General features: G+C 62.9%; 16 protein-coding genes and 1 pseudogene. 5 read left to right on the forward strand and 12 right to left on the reverse strand.

Going from position 1 to position 14,500, the window contains the following annotated elements; all coding sequences use genetic code 11:
- Nucleotides 1-162 precede the first annotated feature (162 nt).
- Entirely contained in the window at nucleotides 163-1,488 is a 1,326-nt protein-coding gene (locus tag AC1RCO_RS05115) for a sigma-54 dependent transcriptional regulator (RefSeq protein ID WP_492617465.1), read from the forward strand.
- A 70-nt stretch (nucleotides 1,489-1,558) separates the two neighbouring features.
- Here AC1RCO_RS05115 and fapF read toward each other — a convergent pair whose 3' ends face one another.
- The 10 genes and pseudogenes from fapF to AC1RCO_RS05165 all read right to left on the reverse strand — a co-directional run.
- On the reverse strand, nucleotides 1,559-2,854 hold the full coding sequence (gene fapF / locus AC1RCO_RS05120; RefSeq protein WP_065364109.1) for a fibril amyloid transporter FapF: 1,296 nt from the start codon (nucleotides 2,852-2,854) through the stop codon (nucleotides 1,559-1,561).
- A 54-nt stretch (nucleotides 2,855-2,908) separates the two neighbouring features.
- Complete coding sequence (gene fapE / locus AC1RCO_RS05125) at nucleotides 2,909-3,643, reverse strand: fibril amyloid subunit FapE (RefSeq protein ID WP_174394690.1); 735 nt, start codon at nucleotides 3,641-3,643, stop codon at nucleotides 2,909-2,911.
- 48 nt (nucleotides 3,644-3,691) lie between these two features.
- Entirely contained in the window at nucleotides 3,692-4,372 is a 681-nt protein-coding gene (gene fapD, locus AC1RCO_RS05130; RefSeq protein ID WP_041118296.1) for a fibril amyloid maturation endopeptidase FapD, read from the reverse strand.
- A gap of 64 nt (nucleotides 4,373-4,436) precedes the next feature.
- A complete protein-coding gene (gene fapC, locus AC1RCO_RS05135; protein ID WP_041118295.1) occupies nucleotides 4,437-5,429 on the reverse strand; it encodes an amyloid-like fimbrin subunit FapC in 993 nt (330 codons plus the stop codon).
- Nucleotides 5,430-5,492: 63 nt separating this feature from the next.
- On the reverse strand, nucleotides 5,493-6,071 hold the full coding sequence (gene fapB, locus AC1RCO_RS05140) for a fibril amyloid subunit FapB (RefSeq protein ID WP_053151751.1): 579 nt from the start codon (nucleotides 6,069-6,071) through the stop codon (nucleotides 5,493-5,495).
- Nucleotide 6,072: 1 nt separating this feature from the next.
- Nucleotides 6,073-6,519, reverse strand: a complete 447-nt coding sequence (gene fapA, locus AC1RCO_RS05145; protein ID WP_019093951.1) for a functional amyloid chaperone FapA — start codon at nucleotides 6,517-6,519, stop codon at nucleotides 6,073-6,075.
- A gap of 328 nt (nucleotides 6,520-6,847) precedes the next feature.
- Nucleotides 6,848-7,372 carry an AAA family ATPase gene (locus AC1RCO_RS05150; RefSeq protein WP_041752268.1) on the reverse strand — a complete coding sequence of 175 codons (525 nt, stop codon included), beginning with the start codon at nucleotides 7,370-7,372 and terminating at the stop codon, nucleotides 6,848-6,850.
- Nucleotides 7,369-7,932, reverse strand: a complete 564-nt coding sequence (pnuC, locus tag AC1RCO_RS05155; RefSeq protein ID WP_011061403.1) for a nicotinamide riboside transporter PnuC — start codon at nucleotides 7,930-7,932, stop codon at nucleotides 7,369-7,371. Before pnuC ends, AC1RCO_RS05150 begins: the two co-directional genes overlap by 4 nt.
- A 60-nt stretch (nucleotides 7,933-7,992) precedes the next feature.
- Nucleotides 7,993-8,859, reverse strand: coding sequence for a methyl-accepting chemotaxis protein (locus AC1RCO_RS05160; RefSeq protein WP_492617605.1), 867 nt, complete (start codon nucleotides 8,857-8,859; stop codon nucleotides 7,993-7,995).
- 21 nt (nucleotides 8,860-8,880) lie between these two features.
- Nucleotides 8,881-9,690 (reverse strand): annotated as a pseudogene (locus tag AC1RCO_RS05165) (cache domain-containing protein); the annotation flags it as partial.
- 261 nt (nucleotides 9,691-9,951) lie between these two features.
- Between AC1RCO_RS05165 and AC1RCO_RS05170 the strand changes: the two are divergent.
- Together AC1RCO_RS05170 and AC1RCO_RS05175 are read left to right on the forward strand one after the other, a co-directional pair.
- Entirely contained in the window at nucleotides 9,952-10,782 is an 831-nt protein-coding gene (locus AC1RCO_RS05170; protein ID WP_011061401.1) for an undecaprenyl-diphosphate phosphatase, read from the forward strand.
- On the forward strand, nucleotides 10,779-11,201 hold the full coding sequence (locus AC1RCO_RS05175; protein ID WP_065364105.1) for a DUF1294 domain-containing protein: 423 nt from the start codon (nucleotides 10,779-10,781) through the stop codon (nucleotides 11,199-11,201). Before AC1RCO_RS05170 ends, AC1RCO_RS05175 begins: the two co-directional genes overlap by 4 nt.
- Here the strand turns inward: AC1RCO_RS05175 and AC1RCO_RS05180 are convergent.
- Both AC1RCO_RS05180 and AC1RCO_RS05185 read right to left on the reverse strand, forming a co-directional pair.
- Nucleotides 11,198-11,542 carry an MmcQ/YjbR family DNA-binding protein gene (locus tag AC1RCO_RS05180; protein WP_169891849.1) on the reverse strand — a complete coding sequence of 115 codons (345 nt, stop codon included), beginning with the start codon at nucleotides 11,540-11,542 and terminating at the stop codon, nucleotides 11,198-11,200. The genes AC1RCO_RS05175 and AC1RCO_RS05180 overlap by 4 nt on opposite strands.
- An 11-nt stretch (nucleotides 11,543-11,553) precedes the next feature.
- Nucleotides 11,554-12,462, reverse strand: coding sequence for a LysR substrate-binding domain-containing protein (locus tag AC1RCO_RS05185; RefSeq protein WP_492617466.1), 909 nt, complete (start codon nucleotides 12,460-12,462; stop codon nucleotides 11,554-11,556).
- Nucleotides 12,463-12,595: 133 nt separating this feature from the next.
- On the opposite strand from AC1RCO_RS05185, the gene AC1RCO_RS05190 reads away from it, so the two are divergent.
- Together AC1RCO_RS05190 and AC1RCO_RS05195 are read left to right on the forward strand one after the other, a co-directional pair.
- Complete coding sequence (locus AC1RCO_RS05190; protein ID WP_011061397.1) at nucleotides 12,596-13,207, forward strand: FMN-dependent NADH-azoreductase; 612 nt, start codon at nucleotides 12,596-12,598, stop codon at nucleotides 13,205-13,207.
- A gap of 254 nt (nucleotides 13,208-13,461) precedes the next feature.
- On the forward strand, nucleotides 13,462-14,499 hold the full coding sequence (locus AC1RCO_RS05195) for an alpha/beta hydrolase family protein (protein WP_011061396.1): 1,038 nt from the start codon (nucleotides 13,462-13,464) through the stop codon (nucleotides 14,497-14,499).
- Nucleotide 14,500: the final 1 nt, after the last annotated feature.

A 14,500-nucleotide genomic window follows, 5' to 3' on the forward strand; every position in this document is an offset into this window, starting at 1 on the left:
AGTCGCTCGTGAACAGCTTGGAGTCCCACGTTAGTTCCTTTGGTAATCAGCGCTATAAGCAATTGATACATTCCACCGTCAAGTTCTTGCTAATGTTACAGCCAGGTTTTCCAAATCACTGTTTCTAATAACTTTTCCATACCCTGGCGCCAAGGAACAGTCATGCTCGAAGCCCCTGTGCAGCGCCGTTTGCTGGTGGTCGATCCCTGTGACGATTGCCATCGCCTGTTACCCGGTTTGCGCACCATTGGCTGGGATGTCGACAGCTGTGACCTGGAGTCCGCTCGCGAACGCTCCTGCGATGTCGGCCTGCTGCGCCTGCAGCCTTTTCACCTGGAGCGCCCGGAGGCGGTCAAGGACCTGATCAGCCGCAGCGGCACCGAGTGGATCGCAGTATTGAGCCAGGAAGTGCTGCGCCTGCAGAAGGTCGGGGATTTCGTCTGCGAGTGGTTTTTCGACTTCCACACCCTGCCGTTCGACGTGTCGCGGGTCCAGGTGACCCTCGGCCGGGCGTTCGGCATGGCGCGCCTGCGGGGCCAGGGCTCGATCCATGTGGACCAGCCCGAGCATGAGTTGCTGGGCGATAGCCGGCCGATCCGCGACTTGCGCAAGCTGCTGGGCAAGCTGGCGCCCACCGAGTCGCCCGTGCTGATCCGAGGCGAAAGCGGCACCGGCAAGGAGCTGGTGGCGCGTACCCTGCATCGTCAGTCCCAGCGCCACGGCAAACCCTTTGTCGCCATCAATTGCGGGGCGATTCCCGAACACCTGATCCAGTCCGAACTGTTCGGGCACGAGAAGGGCGCCTTTACCGGCGCCCATCAACGCAAGGTCGGGCGCATCGAGGCGGCCCATGGCGGCACCTTGTTTCTTGACGAGATCGGCGACCTGCCGCTGGAGCTGCAGGCCAATCTGCTGCGCTTCCTGCAGGAAAAGCACATCGAACGGGTAGGGGGCAGCCAGCCGATTCCGGTGGATGTGCGGGTTCTGGCGGCCACCCACGTCGACCTGGAAGCGGCCATTACCAGCGGGCGCTTCCGTGAGGACCTCTACTACCGCCTGAATGTGCTGCAAGTGATCACCGCGCCGTTGCGCGAGCGCCATGGCGACCTGGGCATGCTGGCCAGCCATTTTGCCCACTTCTATAGCCAGGAAACCGGGCGCCGGCCCCGCAGTTTCAGCGAGGATGCCCTGGTGGCCATGGGCAAGCATGATTGGCCGGGCAATGTCCGCGAACTGGCCAACCGGGTGCGGCGCGGCCTGGTGCTGGCCGAGGGGCGGCAGATCCAGGCCAGCGACCTGGGCCTGCTCAGCCTGCAGGCCCAGGACCTGCCCATGGGCACCCTCGAAGACTACAAGCACCGCGCCGAGCGCCAGGCCCTGTGCGACGTGTTGAACCGGCACAGCGACAACCTCAGCGTGGCGGCGCGGGTCCTGGGGATCTCGCGCCCGACCTTCTACCGTTTGCTGCACAAGCACCAGATCCGCTAGGGCGGGGAGAAACGCCAAGGCCCGCTGCGATTGGGGAATCGCAGCGGGCCTTGGCGTTTTTGCCGGTGGGTCAGAAGTAGTAGGGGAATTTCAGGCTGAAGGTGAAGGCCGGAGCATCCTCGGTCATGCCGATGGACAGGTTGGGTACGATGGTCAGGTTGTCGGAGGCGGCAATCGTCATGCCGACGTTGAAGTAGCCGGCGTTGGCATCGCTGGAGACCACCGACTGCCAGTCGCCACCGTCCTGCTTGAGCTTGCTTTTACGCTGCACCAGGTCGGAAACCGAGAAGGACATACTCATCTTCTCGTTGAGCGCAAAGGCGACACCGGCGCCGATCTGGAAGCTGTCGCCCAGGCGCACCTTGCCGGGGGTCTTGCTGCCCACTGTCGAGCTGATGTCATCGAAGGACTCTTCCAGGTTGTGGGTATAGGCCAGAGTCCCGAACAGCACGGCCGGATCGAAGGTCTTGACCAGGGAGATCCCGGGGGTGACCGACCAGACGCCGTTACCGGTGGGCAGGCTTTCAGGCACGTAGAGGTTGTTGTTGCCTGCGGAGCGAACCAGCTTGATGCCGAATGGGTCCTTGCCGGTAGGGGCTTTGACGCGCAAGGTTGCCACCGCGTCGGGCCAGAACTCGGACTCGTCGAGGAACTTGTAGGCCACCCCGAAGTTCACGTCACCCAGGGTCGGGTCGCGGGTGACCGACTCTTCGGTGGTCTGGGTGCCTGAGCCGCCGCCACCGCCGGATTGGAAGGTGGATTCGCGATAGACCACGGGTGCGTTGATATCGAATTGCCAGCGGTTGTTGAGGTTGTAGCGCGCGGTCAGGTCGAGGGTCCAGGTATCGGACTTGATCCGGTCCAGGTTGATGTTGCCGAGAAAGATCGAATCCAGCGCCAGGAAGCCGTTGACTGTCAGTTGGCGGGCATCGTAGCGGGCATAGGTCAAGCCGGTCTCGACGCTGAACTTGCCGCCGCCAAAGAAACCACTGGCCTCGTCGTAGAGGTTGCTGACGCTTTGTGCCGGTTCCGAATCATCCTTGAGGGACTGGCCATAGGAAGCGCCTCCTGCAGCGCCTCCGGAAGCGGCACCGGCTCCAGTACCGGCGACCTGTTGATTGCCCTTCAGGTCAGCAGGTGATTTGGCCAGGCGCTTGGGAGGCGGAGCCGCCGGTTGATCCTCCACTTGGCGAACCCGTTGTTCCAGCACCGCGAGGGCCTTCTGCTGCACTTCGTAACGTTGCTTGAGTTCCAGAAGCTCTCGTTTCAGGGTCTCTACATCGGCGTCCGGCGCCGCTTGTACCAGCGCCGCCGGGAATAGAGTGCTTAAACAGACTATTGCGCGCAGTGAAACCGATCGATACATGAAATAAACCGTCCCTTGTGAACCCCAATGGTCGAGAATCAGCGTAGTTCAAGATCAGAATTTGCGTAGAGCGTTGAGCGTACTCAAATTACAGTCCAAAGCACCGGTGCTGGGACCGTTGTTCCTGAGCACCACATTGAGCTGTGTCATGTTGTTCACCAGGTTGCTGTTACCCATCAACTGGGTGTTCTGCAGCAAGTTGCCCTGGGCCACTTGCTGCAAGGCATTGCCCTGGTTGCCACTGGCCTGAATCGCCATCTGGATGCCACCGTTGAGGGCCGACACCGCCACGCTGCCGGCGGCGTTGCTGCCGGTGATGGTCTGGCCGCTGATCAATGCCTGCCCCACGCCGGCCGCCAGTGCCGGCGCCTGATTGGCTTCTGTGACATTGATATTGATGTTGTTGTAGGCCGAGTTGCCGTCGCCGGCGGCCCTTACGCTCTGGGTTACGCCCTGGCCGCTGGCCAGCCCTGCGCCGCCGATCACGTTGCCGGTCCCGGGCGGGGGCGTAGTGCCGTTGCCGGTCTGGGTGATGGTGGAGACGTAGAATTCCGGTTTGATGGTGGCTTGCTGGATCTGCAGCGAGGTGGTCGCACCGATCAGGTCACCGCTGGCGTTGCGCCAGGTACTGCTCATGACAATGCCGAAGCTGATAATCCGCCCCGGCATCACGTAACGGCCCCGTAACTGCGATAACTCCTGATCCTGGATGAGTTCGGGCTTGAAACCAGCATGGGCTGGAAGAGCTGCTGCCAGGCAGGCGGCTGCCAGCCAGTATGAAGTCTTCATCTGCTTGCTGCTCCCGGAGCGTCCTGCCCCTTTATAGTGTTTGCGCTTCTAGAAGAAGTCGCTCTGGATGAAGCCGAAGTCCATCAAGTCCGCGTCCCTGACCGGGTAGAAGTTATCGAGCTTGTTCTTCGCGGTCAGTGGGGCTGGCGGGTCGAGCAAGGCGTTGGCCTTGTCGTAGCCAGGGCCGATGATGGCGAACACGATACCGTTCCAGCCTTTGACGAAGTCATCATGGGTGTAGCGCTTGTGGCCCAGCACCGGATCACCGATATAGACCCAGCCTTTCTGCGCCCGCTGCATCACCACGAAGTGCTTGTAGCCGCGAATCTCCATCAGTACCACCACCGGGATGGTCACCGCCTCGAGCTTGTCTGGCGGAATCCGGTAGCCCCGGGCGCGCATGCCGATGCTTTCCACGTAGCGCTTCATGTCGAGCATGGAGAACCCCTGGGTACGCACCAGGTTCTGGTCCGAGTTCACCAGCATGCCCTTGATGACGTGCTCTTCATCGACATCGAGCCAGTAGGCCTGGCGCAGAATGGTCGCCAGCGCGGCAGCGCCGCAGCTGAAGTCGGTTTTCTGCTCGACGATGTCGCTGAACTTGCGCTCGCGCACGCTCTGCACCTGTTTGAAGATCAGGTTGCCACCGGGCAGGCCGGCCACCGCCATCTGTGCGGCCTGGACGGGGGCGCAGAGGCACAGCAGGAGAGAGAGGATCGCAGTACGCATGATCGTTACGCCTTGGTCGGACTGTGGAAAAGCCCCGTTTCCGGGGCTTTCGTTACGATCGCGATTACATGCAGGCTTTGCAGCCAGCGGCGATGGACAGCGAGTTGCTTTGTTGGTTGCCCACACCGGCCGAGACGTTGGCGCCGCCGTTGCCGGAGAAGCCGTTCATCGAGTTGGTCATGCTGGCGTTGTTGACCACTGGGTTTTTCCAGCCGTCTTTGGTCAGCACTTGCTGGGTCCAGTAGCCGGCCAGTTCGATAGTGCCTTGTTCTTTGAAGGTGAGTTTCTGATCGTCGTTGCCGTGGCCTTTGTTGTCGCCATAGCCATGGCCGCTGCCATGATCGTCGCCACCTTCGATTTTGCCGCTGCCGGTGCCTTTGTAGGTGCCAGAGGCTACGAAGCCGCCAGTGAGGGTGTCTTTTTTGTAGGCCTGGACACCTTTGTTGTCTACGACCAGGTTGGTCGATTGCTGGTTGGCCGAAGCAGCGGCAGTGGCTACGCGGCCACCGGAAACGGCGATGGCCAGGTTGTTTTTCTGTTGGTTGAAGTCGCCGGCGGTCACGTTGATGCCGATATTGCCGGAACCGTTGTTGCCGGAGTTGTTGAGCACGGCGTTGTTCTGAGTCGAGGAGTTTTTCACGTAGTTGTTGTTGTTGACCTGAGTGGCGCTGGAAGCGGCCACGGCACTGCCGAAGATGAAGCTTTCGTCAGCGGTTGCCAGGGCAGCGGCATTGTCTTGTTGGTTGCCGTCGCCGGCGGCGACGTTGGCACCCATGTTGCCGTTGGAGTTGTTCAGGGAGTTGTCGGCCTTGGCGTTGTTGTTGGTGCCCTGGTTTTTCACTACGTTGGTGTTGCTGTTCTGCACATCGATGACTGCGGCACCGGCTCCAGCGGTGATTTGCAGCAGAGTGCTGAGGTCCGGACCTTGATCGTGATCGCCATGGCCGTTGCCATGACCGCCGTTGTTACCATGATCGTTACCACCTGCCTGAGCAGCCATTGCCATGACGGCGGCCAGTGCGAAAACCAGTGGTTTGAGAGCCATTGTAGGTTTCATGGTGTTTCTCCGGTGCTTATTAGTTGGTTAAGTGTTGGTACTTTCTAATTGCACTACGAGGGGTCAATCTGCGACCCGGATGCTCAGGGTGTTAGCCATTCGGTTCCCCACCCCGGCACTCTGGTTCACCTGAATCACTCCACGGCTGCCGGTGAAGGCCTGGTCGCTGGTAACGACCTGGCGGCTGCCTTGTTGAGTGCCAGTTGCTCCTGAGTCTGGTAACAGCGCCACGTTCTGTTGCGACAGGGCGCTGTCGTCAATGCTTTGCGGATTGGCACTGATGCTGATCCGCAGGGCATTGGCCATCTGGTTGTTGGCCCCGGCCGACTGGTTCACGCCCAGTGCGCCGTTGCCGTTGCTGAAAGAGTTGCCGCCGATGGTGCTGCTGGCGTTGACCGCGCGGCTGGCGGCGGTGGTGATCTTCTGGGTCACGCTGGTGGTTGCCGTGGCGTTGGTGCCGATGGCAATGGCCCGTACGTTGGTCTGTTGCTGCTGGTCGCCGGCGGCCTGGTTGACGTTGAAGTTGCCGGTATAGCCTGCGCCGGAGTTCTGGATGTTCGAGGTAGCGGTGACTGGGCTGGCCGAGTCGGCCATGGCCCCGGTGCAGGTCAGCAAGGCGAGGAACAGCAGGGAGCGACTCATGTTATTGCCCTCCAATGTTGCTCAAGGGAGCCATGCCGGAGCTGATGCTGCGGTTGATCGAGTTGGAGATGCTGGCGCCCGCACCGCCGCCATGGCCGGCGGACATGCCGGGCAGGCCGTTGTTGTTGGTCAGCACATTCATGCCGGGTACACCGGCGCTGCCGGACAGCACCGTGCCGCGGACCAGCGCTCCGGTCTTGATTCCGGCAAAGTCGCCATCGCTCATTTCATTACTGGTCATCTGATTGACCAGGACCGACGGGTTGGTGTTGACCTCGACGGGGTTGGGATCTTTTTGCAAAGGTGCGCGGCCGATGGGCTGCGCCTGGACGGTGCGCTGGATGATGATTTCGCCATTCCCCGCAGCGATCACCGGAAGGCTGTACACCGCGCTGACGGCGCAGCCGATCAGCAGTAGGCGGGTGAAACTTTTATTCAGCGTCCCCACGGCGGTATTCCTTCTTCTCAGTGCTGGCCCTAGCCGGCGTTGCGAGGAAGAGAGCAGAAGCCGTGCCGCTTTTTATTTCCTTTTAAGATTCAACGGCTTGCGAACGCTGCGGGGCGTCGGCTTTCGGGACTGTTTCAGGGATGAGACAAGTACCCCCGACGGCCATTGGCCATAACCGGGGCAACGCTCTGGAACAGGGGTTGCTGCGGGGGTGTATCAGGGGCTTAACAGTTTGCCCGGCCCTGGGCGCCACCGCGGAAAATGGCGGCCTGATGGCCAGGCAGGTGTTTCAGGGATGGACACTTGTGGCCCTGCGGCACTGCACCTATCACGCTTGCAGCAGTTGCCGGACCTGCTCGAAGGCCTGTTGCCGGCGGGCTTGCCAGTCGCCGCCAATGATGCGGTACGGCTGGCGGTGTTGCTCCAGCCAATGGCGGGTAGCCTCGAAGAACGCCAGGCGTTCTGCCAGTTGTGGCTGGCAGCGCTGGCCGTCGTCGCTCCAGGCCACATCTTCCGGCGACAGCAGCAGGTGCAGGTCGTAGTGGCGGGCCAGCAGTTGGGGTTCCAGCCACGGCGGGCAGTCGCCGAACAGGGTCTGGCTCCAGAGTTGGTTGCTTAACAGGTGGGTATCGAGAATCAGCAGTCCAGGTTGCTGGGCGCGGGCCTGATCTTCCCAGGCGAGCTGGCCCCGGGCGATCTCGGGAATGTCCGCCAGGCAGGTGTCGCGGCCCTGCTGCTCGATGAAGTGGCGCACGTATTCGCCCACCTGGATGCCACCGAAGTGGGCTTGCAGCTCGCTCGCCAGCCAGCTCTTGCCGCTGGATTCGGGGCCGGTCAGTACCAGGACCTTCACGACTGCAGGGCCGGGTCGGCGCGCCAGGCTCGCCAGCCCTGGACGGCCAGCAGGGTGAACAGGGCATACAGCGCCGCCGTCAGGTAGAGCTCCTTGTAGACGAACAACCCGACGAAAATCACGTCCACGGCAATCCACAGCGGCCAGCATTGCACGCGCTTCTGCGCCATCCACCACTGCGCCACCAGGCTGAAGGCGGTCAAGGCGGCGTCCAGCCAGGGCTGCGCGGCGTCGGTCCAGTGGGCCATGGCAGCCCCCAGCAGCAGGCTGCCCATTGCGCCCAGGGCCAGCCCCTGTAGCAGTCCGCTGGACTGCAACTGGCTGACCGGCCGCCCCTGGTGCTGTTCGCCGCCCCGGGTCCACTGCCACCAGCCATAGAGCTGCAGCACCGCGTAGACCACCTGCAGGAGCATGTCGGAATAGAGCTTGACCTCGTAGAAGATCCAGCTGTACAGCAGCACCATGACCAGGCCGATGGGCCAGCACCAGGGGTTCTGTTTGACCGTCAGCCAGACGGCGATCACGCCGAGGGCGGCGGCAAACAGTTCAAGCCCGGACATGGCGGTTCCTTGGGGAAATGGAGGAGGGGGGGCGATTGTACCCAGAGTCGGCCCCGGGCGTCAGTCCGGGGCCTTGGGTTCAGCGAGGGGGCAGACGCGGAACTGGCGCAACAGGCCGTTGAGTTGCTCCGACAGCTCCTTGAGGTGGCGGCTGGCGGCGCTGGAGTGCTGGGCCGCCAGGGCCGTGCCCTGGGACAGGCCGGCTGCCTGGCCGACGTTGTGGTTGATGTCTTCCACCACATGGGCCTGTTCCAGGGTGGCGCTGGCAATCGTCGCGTTCAGGCCGTTGAGGTTGCGCAGTGCCTGGCCGATGGCGTTGAGGCTGGCGCCGGCCAGCCCGGCCTGCTCGATGGTCAGTTGCGAGGCTCGGCTGCTATCGCCGATGACCTTGACCGCCGCTTCGGAGTGGTTTTGCAGGCGCTCGATCATGCCCTGGATTTCCGCGGTGGACTGCTGGGTACGCTGGGCCAGCAGGCGCACTTCGTCGGCCACCACGGCAAAGCCGCGCCCTTGCTCCCCAGCCCGGGCCGCCTCGATGGCAGCGTTCAGGGCCAGCAGGTTGGTCTGTTCGGCAATCGAGCGGATCACCTCCAGCACCGTGCCGATCTGGGTGCTTTCCGCCGCCAGGGTGCGGATCACTTCCACCGCCTGGTCGATGGTCACCGAAAGCTGGTCGATCTGCTGCAAGCTGCCGTCGATGTTGACCTGGCCCTGCTGGGCCTGGGCCTCGGCCTCGCGCACCTCGGTGGCGGCATGCTCGGCGTTGCGCGCCACATCCTGGACTGCGCTGGTGACCTGGCTGATGGCGGCCGCCACCTGTTCCATCTGCTGGGATTGCTGCTGGCTGCGCTCCTGGGCGTCGTTGGCGTTGCTACCCAGTTCGCTGGAGGACTGTTCCAGGGCTGCGGCGCTGGATTGCAGTTGCATCACCACACCGCGCAACTTGGCGGTAAAGCCGTTGAAGTGCCGGGCCAGTTCGGTGACCTCGTCCTGGCCGTGGGTGTCGAGGCTGCGGGTCAGGTCGCTTTCGCCGCTGGCGATGTTGGCCATGGCGTGCACCGTTTCGCGCAGCGGGCTGACAATGCTGCGCACGATCAGCACCACCAGGGCGGCCATCAGCAGGGCAATCACCAGGCCGATGGAGGAGGCGCGCAATACCTGGGCGTAGAACTCGTCCTGCAGGTCGTCGATATAGACTCCGGAGCCGATGATCCAGCCCCAGGGCTGGAACAGCTGGATGTAGGAGGTCTTCTGGACCGGTTGCTCGGCGCCGGGCTTGGGCCAGCGGTAGTCCACCATGCCGCCGCCCTTGGCCTTGGCCAGGGTCACCATCTCGTTGAACACCTCGAAACCGTCCGGGTCCTTGACCGCGGCCAGGTTCTGCCCGTCGAGCTTGGGGTTGGCCGGGTGCATGATCATCACCGGCGTCAGGTCGTTGATCCAGAAGTAGTCATTCTGGTTGTAGCGCAGCCCGCGAATCACCTGCAGCGCCTGCTTCTGCGCCTGCTCGCGGGTCAGGCTGCCGGCGGCTTCCAGGCCCTGGTAGTAATTCAGTACGCCGGCGGCGGTCTGCACCACGTGCTGGGTCTTCTGCGCCTTGGCCAGGTACAGGTCCCCATGAATCTGCTTGAGCATCATCACGCCCAGGGTCACCAGGGTCAGCACCGCCACGATCAGTATCAGCCACAGGCGCTGACTGATGGACATCTTGCGTAAGCTATTCATCATCCGGTCACTCCAGATTCTTGTTCTTGTCATAAAAGGCCCGGAGCATCCAAGCACGCTGGCCTTCCAACGCCAACCCTACGGAAGTCCAATAACATCGCGGCGTGTTTTGCGCCTGTCTGCTAGGATTTCGGCGCCTTTGCCGAAAACCTGAACCTTTCTGAACTTTTCACATAATTTTCATGGGCTTGTGTTGATCTTACGAGCGCCGATTTCTCGGCTACGCTCGACGCAGCAAATGCTTTGACCAATTAAAAAGAGGCTTGCCACGAGCATCGCCTCATGGGGGAATTGATGGATCTTTGGACCGCCGCACAGGCATTGATACTCGGGATTGTCGAAGGCCTGACCGAGTTTTTACCCATCAGCAGCACCGGGCACCAGATCATTGTGGCCGACTTGCTCGACTTTGGCGGCGAGCGGGCGATGGCCTTCAACATCATTATCCAGTTGGGGGCGATCCTTGCGGTTGTCTGGGAGTTTCGCCGCAAGATCCTCGATGTGGTGATCGGCCTGCCGACCCAGCCCAAGGCCCAGCGCTTCACGATCAACCTGTTGATCGCCTTCCTGCCGGCGGTGGTGCTGGGGGTGATCTTCGCCGACCTGATCCATGCCTACCTGTTCAACCCCATTACCGTGGCCACGGCCCTGGTGGTCGGCGGCCTGATCATGCTGTGGGCCGAGCGCCGGCAGCACCAGGTGCATGCCGAGACAGTGGACGACATCACCTGGAAGGACGCGCTCAAGGTCGGCTGCGCCCAGTGCCTGGCGATGATCCCGGGCACCTCGCGCTCGGGCTCCACCATCATCGGCGGCCTGCTGTTCGGCCTGTCGCGCAAGACCGCCACCGAGTTTTCGTTCTTCCTGGCCATGCCCACCATGGTCGGCGCCGCGGTGTATTCAGGCTACAAGTACCGCCATCTGTTCCAGCCCGATGACTTCCCGGTGTTCGCCATCGGCTTCGTCACCGCCTTTGTCTTCGCCATGATCGCGGTCAAGGGCCTGCTGAAGTTCATCGCCAGCCACAGCTATGCGGCCTTCGCCTGGTATCGCATTGCCTTCGGCCTGTTGATCCTGGCGACCTGGCAGTTCGGCTGGGTCGACTGGACGGCGGCCAAGCCATGAGTACGGCCCGGCGCCCGGCGCCCTCGGCCAGTGCTGCGCGGCTCCAGCATCCCCGGGCCAAGCTGCTGGCGTTCGTACTGCTGTGCGGGTTGCCGCTGTTCGGTTCGCTGTCGCTGTGGTGGAAGGGGATTTCGCTCATTCCCCTGATCGCCTATGGCGCGGTCAGCCTGCTGGCCTTCCTGGTCTACTGGCACGACAAGCGCCGGGCCCAGGCCGAGGGCCGGCGCACCCCGGAGAACGTCCTGCATGCCCTGGAACTGGCCGGTGGCTGGCCCGGGGCCTTGCTGGCCCAGCAGCTGTTGCGCCACAAGACCCGCAAGGTCTCCTACCAGTTGGTGTTCTGGCTGATCGTGGCCTTGCACCAGGTGTTCTGGATCGACCGGCTGTTCCTGGAAAGCAGCCTGCTGAGCCTGTTCTAGAGCAGCAAACCCACCTGAACCCGCTTGGGCAGCTTGCTCACCACCAACTGGTGAGAGCGCTGCAGCAGCGCCTCGAGCTCCGAGGCGCCCAGGGGGTAGGGGGTGTTCATGATGATCCAGTGCGCCCGGGCCAGGTAGGGCGCCGGGGCAATACCCGGGCGGTCGACATGGCCGAGAAACAGCTCCTGATCGACCTTGAAGGCCAGCGAGTCGCCCCGCAGGTGCTGCACGGCGAACATCTTGTTGCCGGCAATCGAGAACACCCGCACACCGCCCCACTTGTAGTCTTCCCGCGCACCCGGCAGGCCCAGGCAGAATTGCGCCACTTGCTCTTCATTCAAGGTTCGGGCTTTCACAACAGTCGTTCTCCGCAGCGTTCGAAGGATTCACTCAAGTGCTCGATCCAGGCGCGCACGGCCGGCATCACACCCCGGCGGTGAGGATACACGGCCTGCAGCCAGCCGCCGGGCAATGACCATTGCGGCAGCATCTGCACCAACTGGCCGCTGGCCAGTTCCTCCTCGCAATACAGCATGGGCAGCACAGTGCAGCCCTGGCCAGCAAGGGCACAGGCACGGCGCACGATGAAGTCGTCGATGCCCAGGCGTGCCTCCAGGGCCAGGTCGCAGGCCTGGCCTTGCTGGTCCAGCAGGCGCAGGTGCACCAGGCGGTCGGCCTCCAGGGCGCCGAGAATCGGCACGCGCCGCAGGTCTTCCGGGTGCTCCACCCGGTACTGCCGGAGGAAGTCTGGGGTCGCCACGATCGCCGTCTGGGCCCGGCGCAGGCGCCGGGTCACCAGCAGCGGGTCTTCGTCGCCCAGCTCGCGCACCCGCAGGGCGACGTCCACACCCTCGTTGATCAGGTCGACACGGCGGTTGAGCAGGAGCATTTCCAGCTGCACCTGGGGGTACTTCTCCAGAAAGCTGCTGACCAGCGGTGTCAGCAGTTCGTGGGCCAGGCCCACCGGGCTCGACACCCGCAGGCGCCCGCGGGGTTCACTGGCCATGCTGGCCACGGCTTCGTCGGCCATCTCCGCTTCCAGCAGCATGGCCTGGCAGTGCCGCAGGTAACGCTCGCCCACGGCAGTCAGGCTCAGTTGCCGGGTGGTGCGTTGCAGCAGCCGGGCGTTGAGGCGTTCTTCAAGCTCGGCGATACGCCGTGACAGCCGCGATTTGGGAATGCCCAGCAGGCGTCCGGCGGCGGCGAAGCCACCGGCTTCCACCACCTTGGCGAAGTAATAGAGGTCGTTGAGGTCTTGCATGATGATTTTTCGCTCGATTGTCCTGCTGATGGGACGAACTATCGCATTTATACCGGCTAATCAGCTATTGGTTTCATCTGTAGGATTGCCCACATCCGATCGCCCAGTGGCGGTCCTCACTTGGAGATCCCAGATGAAACTCTTGCATATCGATTCCAGCATTCTTGGTGACAACTCGGCCTCCCGTCAGCTCAGCCACAGCGTGGTCGAGGCCTGGAAAGCCGCTCATCCGGCCACCGTGGTGACCTACCGCGACCTGGCCAATGACGCCATCAGCCACTTCTCCGCCGCCACCCTGGTGGCTGCCGGTACCGCCGCGGAGCTGCGTGACGCCGCGCAGAAGCATGAGGCCCAGCTCAGCGCTCAGGCCCTGGCCGAATTCAAGGCTGCCGATACCGTGGTAGTCGCCGCGCCGATGTACAACTTCACCATTCCCACCCAACTCAAGGCCTGGATCGACCGCATCGCCGTGGCTGGCGAGACCTTTCGCTACACCGAAGCCGGCCCGCAAGGCCTGTGCGGCGGCAAGAAAGTGATTGTGGTGTCCACTTCCGGCGGCCTGCACGTGGGCCAGGCCACTGGGGTGGCTCACGAGGACTACCTGAAAGTGCTGTTCGGCTTCTTCGGCATCACCGATGTCGAATTCGTTCGCGCCCATGGCCTGGCCTACGGCGAGGAAGTACGCAGCAAAGCCATGAGCGACGCCCAGGCGCAGATCAGCCAGCAACTCTTCGCTGCCGCGTAAGGCTTGTGTAAAGAGCCTTTGCTGCACGGCAAGGGCCACTAAACTCTGTATTCTGCTCACCGCATGAAGTGGGCAGGGTGCGGAGTTTTTTTATTGTGGTGTTCAGGGTTTCTGGCCCGGGTTATGCAACACACGGAGCAAGGCTCCCGGCTTGTGCATCCCTGGCTACGGCGTGGTACAGCTGCAAGGCCTTGGCGGCAAGGGATGGCAGGGGAGAACGGCTTTCTCGATCCGGCGGCAAAGGTGGGCGTGCGATGAAACGTCTTTGTGCAATGTTACTGATCTGCCTGCTCAGCAGCCTGCTTTCGGTGCAGGCCGCCCCTGGGCCGCATCCGCACTGGAGCGTGGGCTTTCACGAGATGAGTTTTCTCGACCCCCTGGACCGGCAACCGATGCGCGCCATCGCCTTCTACCCATCCACCGGTATCGAGCACGGCAGCCAGCTTGAGGGCTATCAGATCGCGGCTTCGCGGGATGCCAAGATCGCCATCGGCCGCTTCCCGATGCTGATGCTGTCCCACGGTAACACTGGCACCCCTCTGGCCCTGCATGACCTGGCCACCTCTCTGGCACGCAAGGGCTTTGTCGTGGTGGCGGTGATTCACCCCGGCGACAACTCCAAGGACCACAGCCGTCTGGGTACCCTGAGCAATCTGTACGGACGGCCGATCCAGATTTCCGAAGCCATCACCGCAACCCTCGGCGACCCGATGCTGTCGCCCTTCGTCAATGCCGACCAGGTGGGGGTGATCGGCTATTCCGCCGGTGGCGAGACTGCGTTGATTCTCTCCGGCGCCACGCCGGACCTGGACCGCTTGCGGCGCTACTGCCAGGAGCGCCCCAATGACCGGGATGCCTGCAACACCCAGGGCGAACTGATCGTCGACCGCGACGACCTGCAACCGGTGGCCGACCCCCGGGTGCATGCCTTGATGCTGCTGGCCCCCCTGAGCCTCAAGTTCGGCCGCCAGACCCTGGCCGGGGTGCATGTGCCGGTGCTGCTCTACAGTGGTGATGGCGACCAGTTGGTGGCGCTGGACAAGAACGCCGCGGCGCTGGCGCGCAAACTGCCGGTGGCCCCGGACTTCAAGCTGCTGGCCGGCGCCGGGCATTTCGTGTTCATGGCGCCTTGTTCCGCACAGCAGATGGCCGCGATGCCGGCGCTGTGCACCGATGCCGACGGCGTCGACCGTGAAGACATCCACCGCAACCTGATTCTCGAAGCCGGCAACTTCTTCGCCCATACCCTGGGCCGGCCAAGCCGGGCCGGGATGCAGACCGCCGATCAATGAC

Source organism: Pseudomonas sp. GW823-FHT03E05 (genome assembly GCF_058796855.1).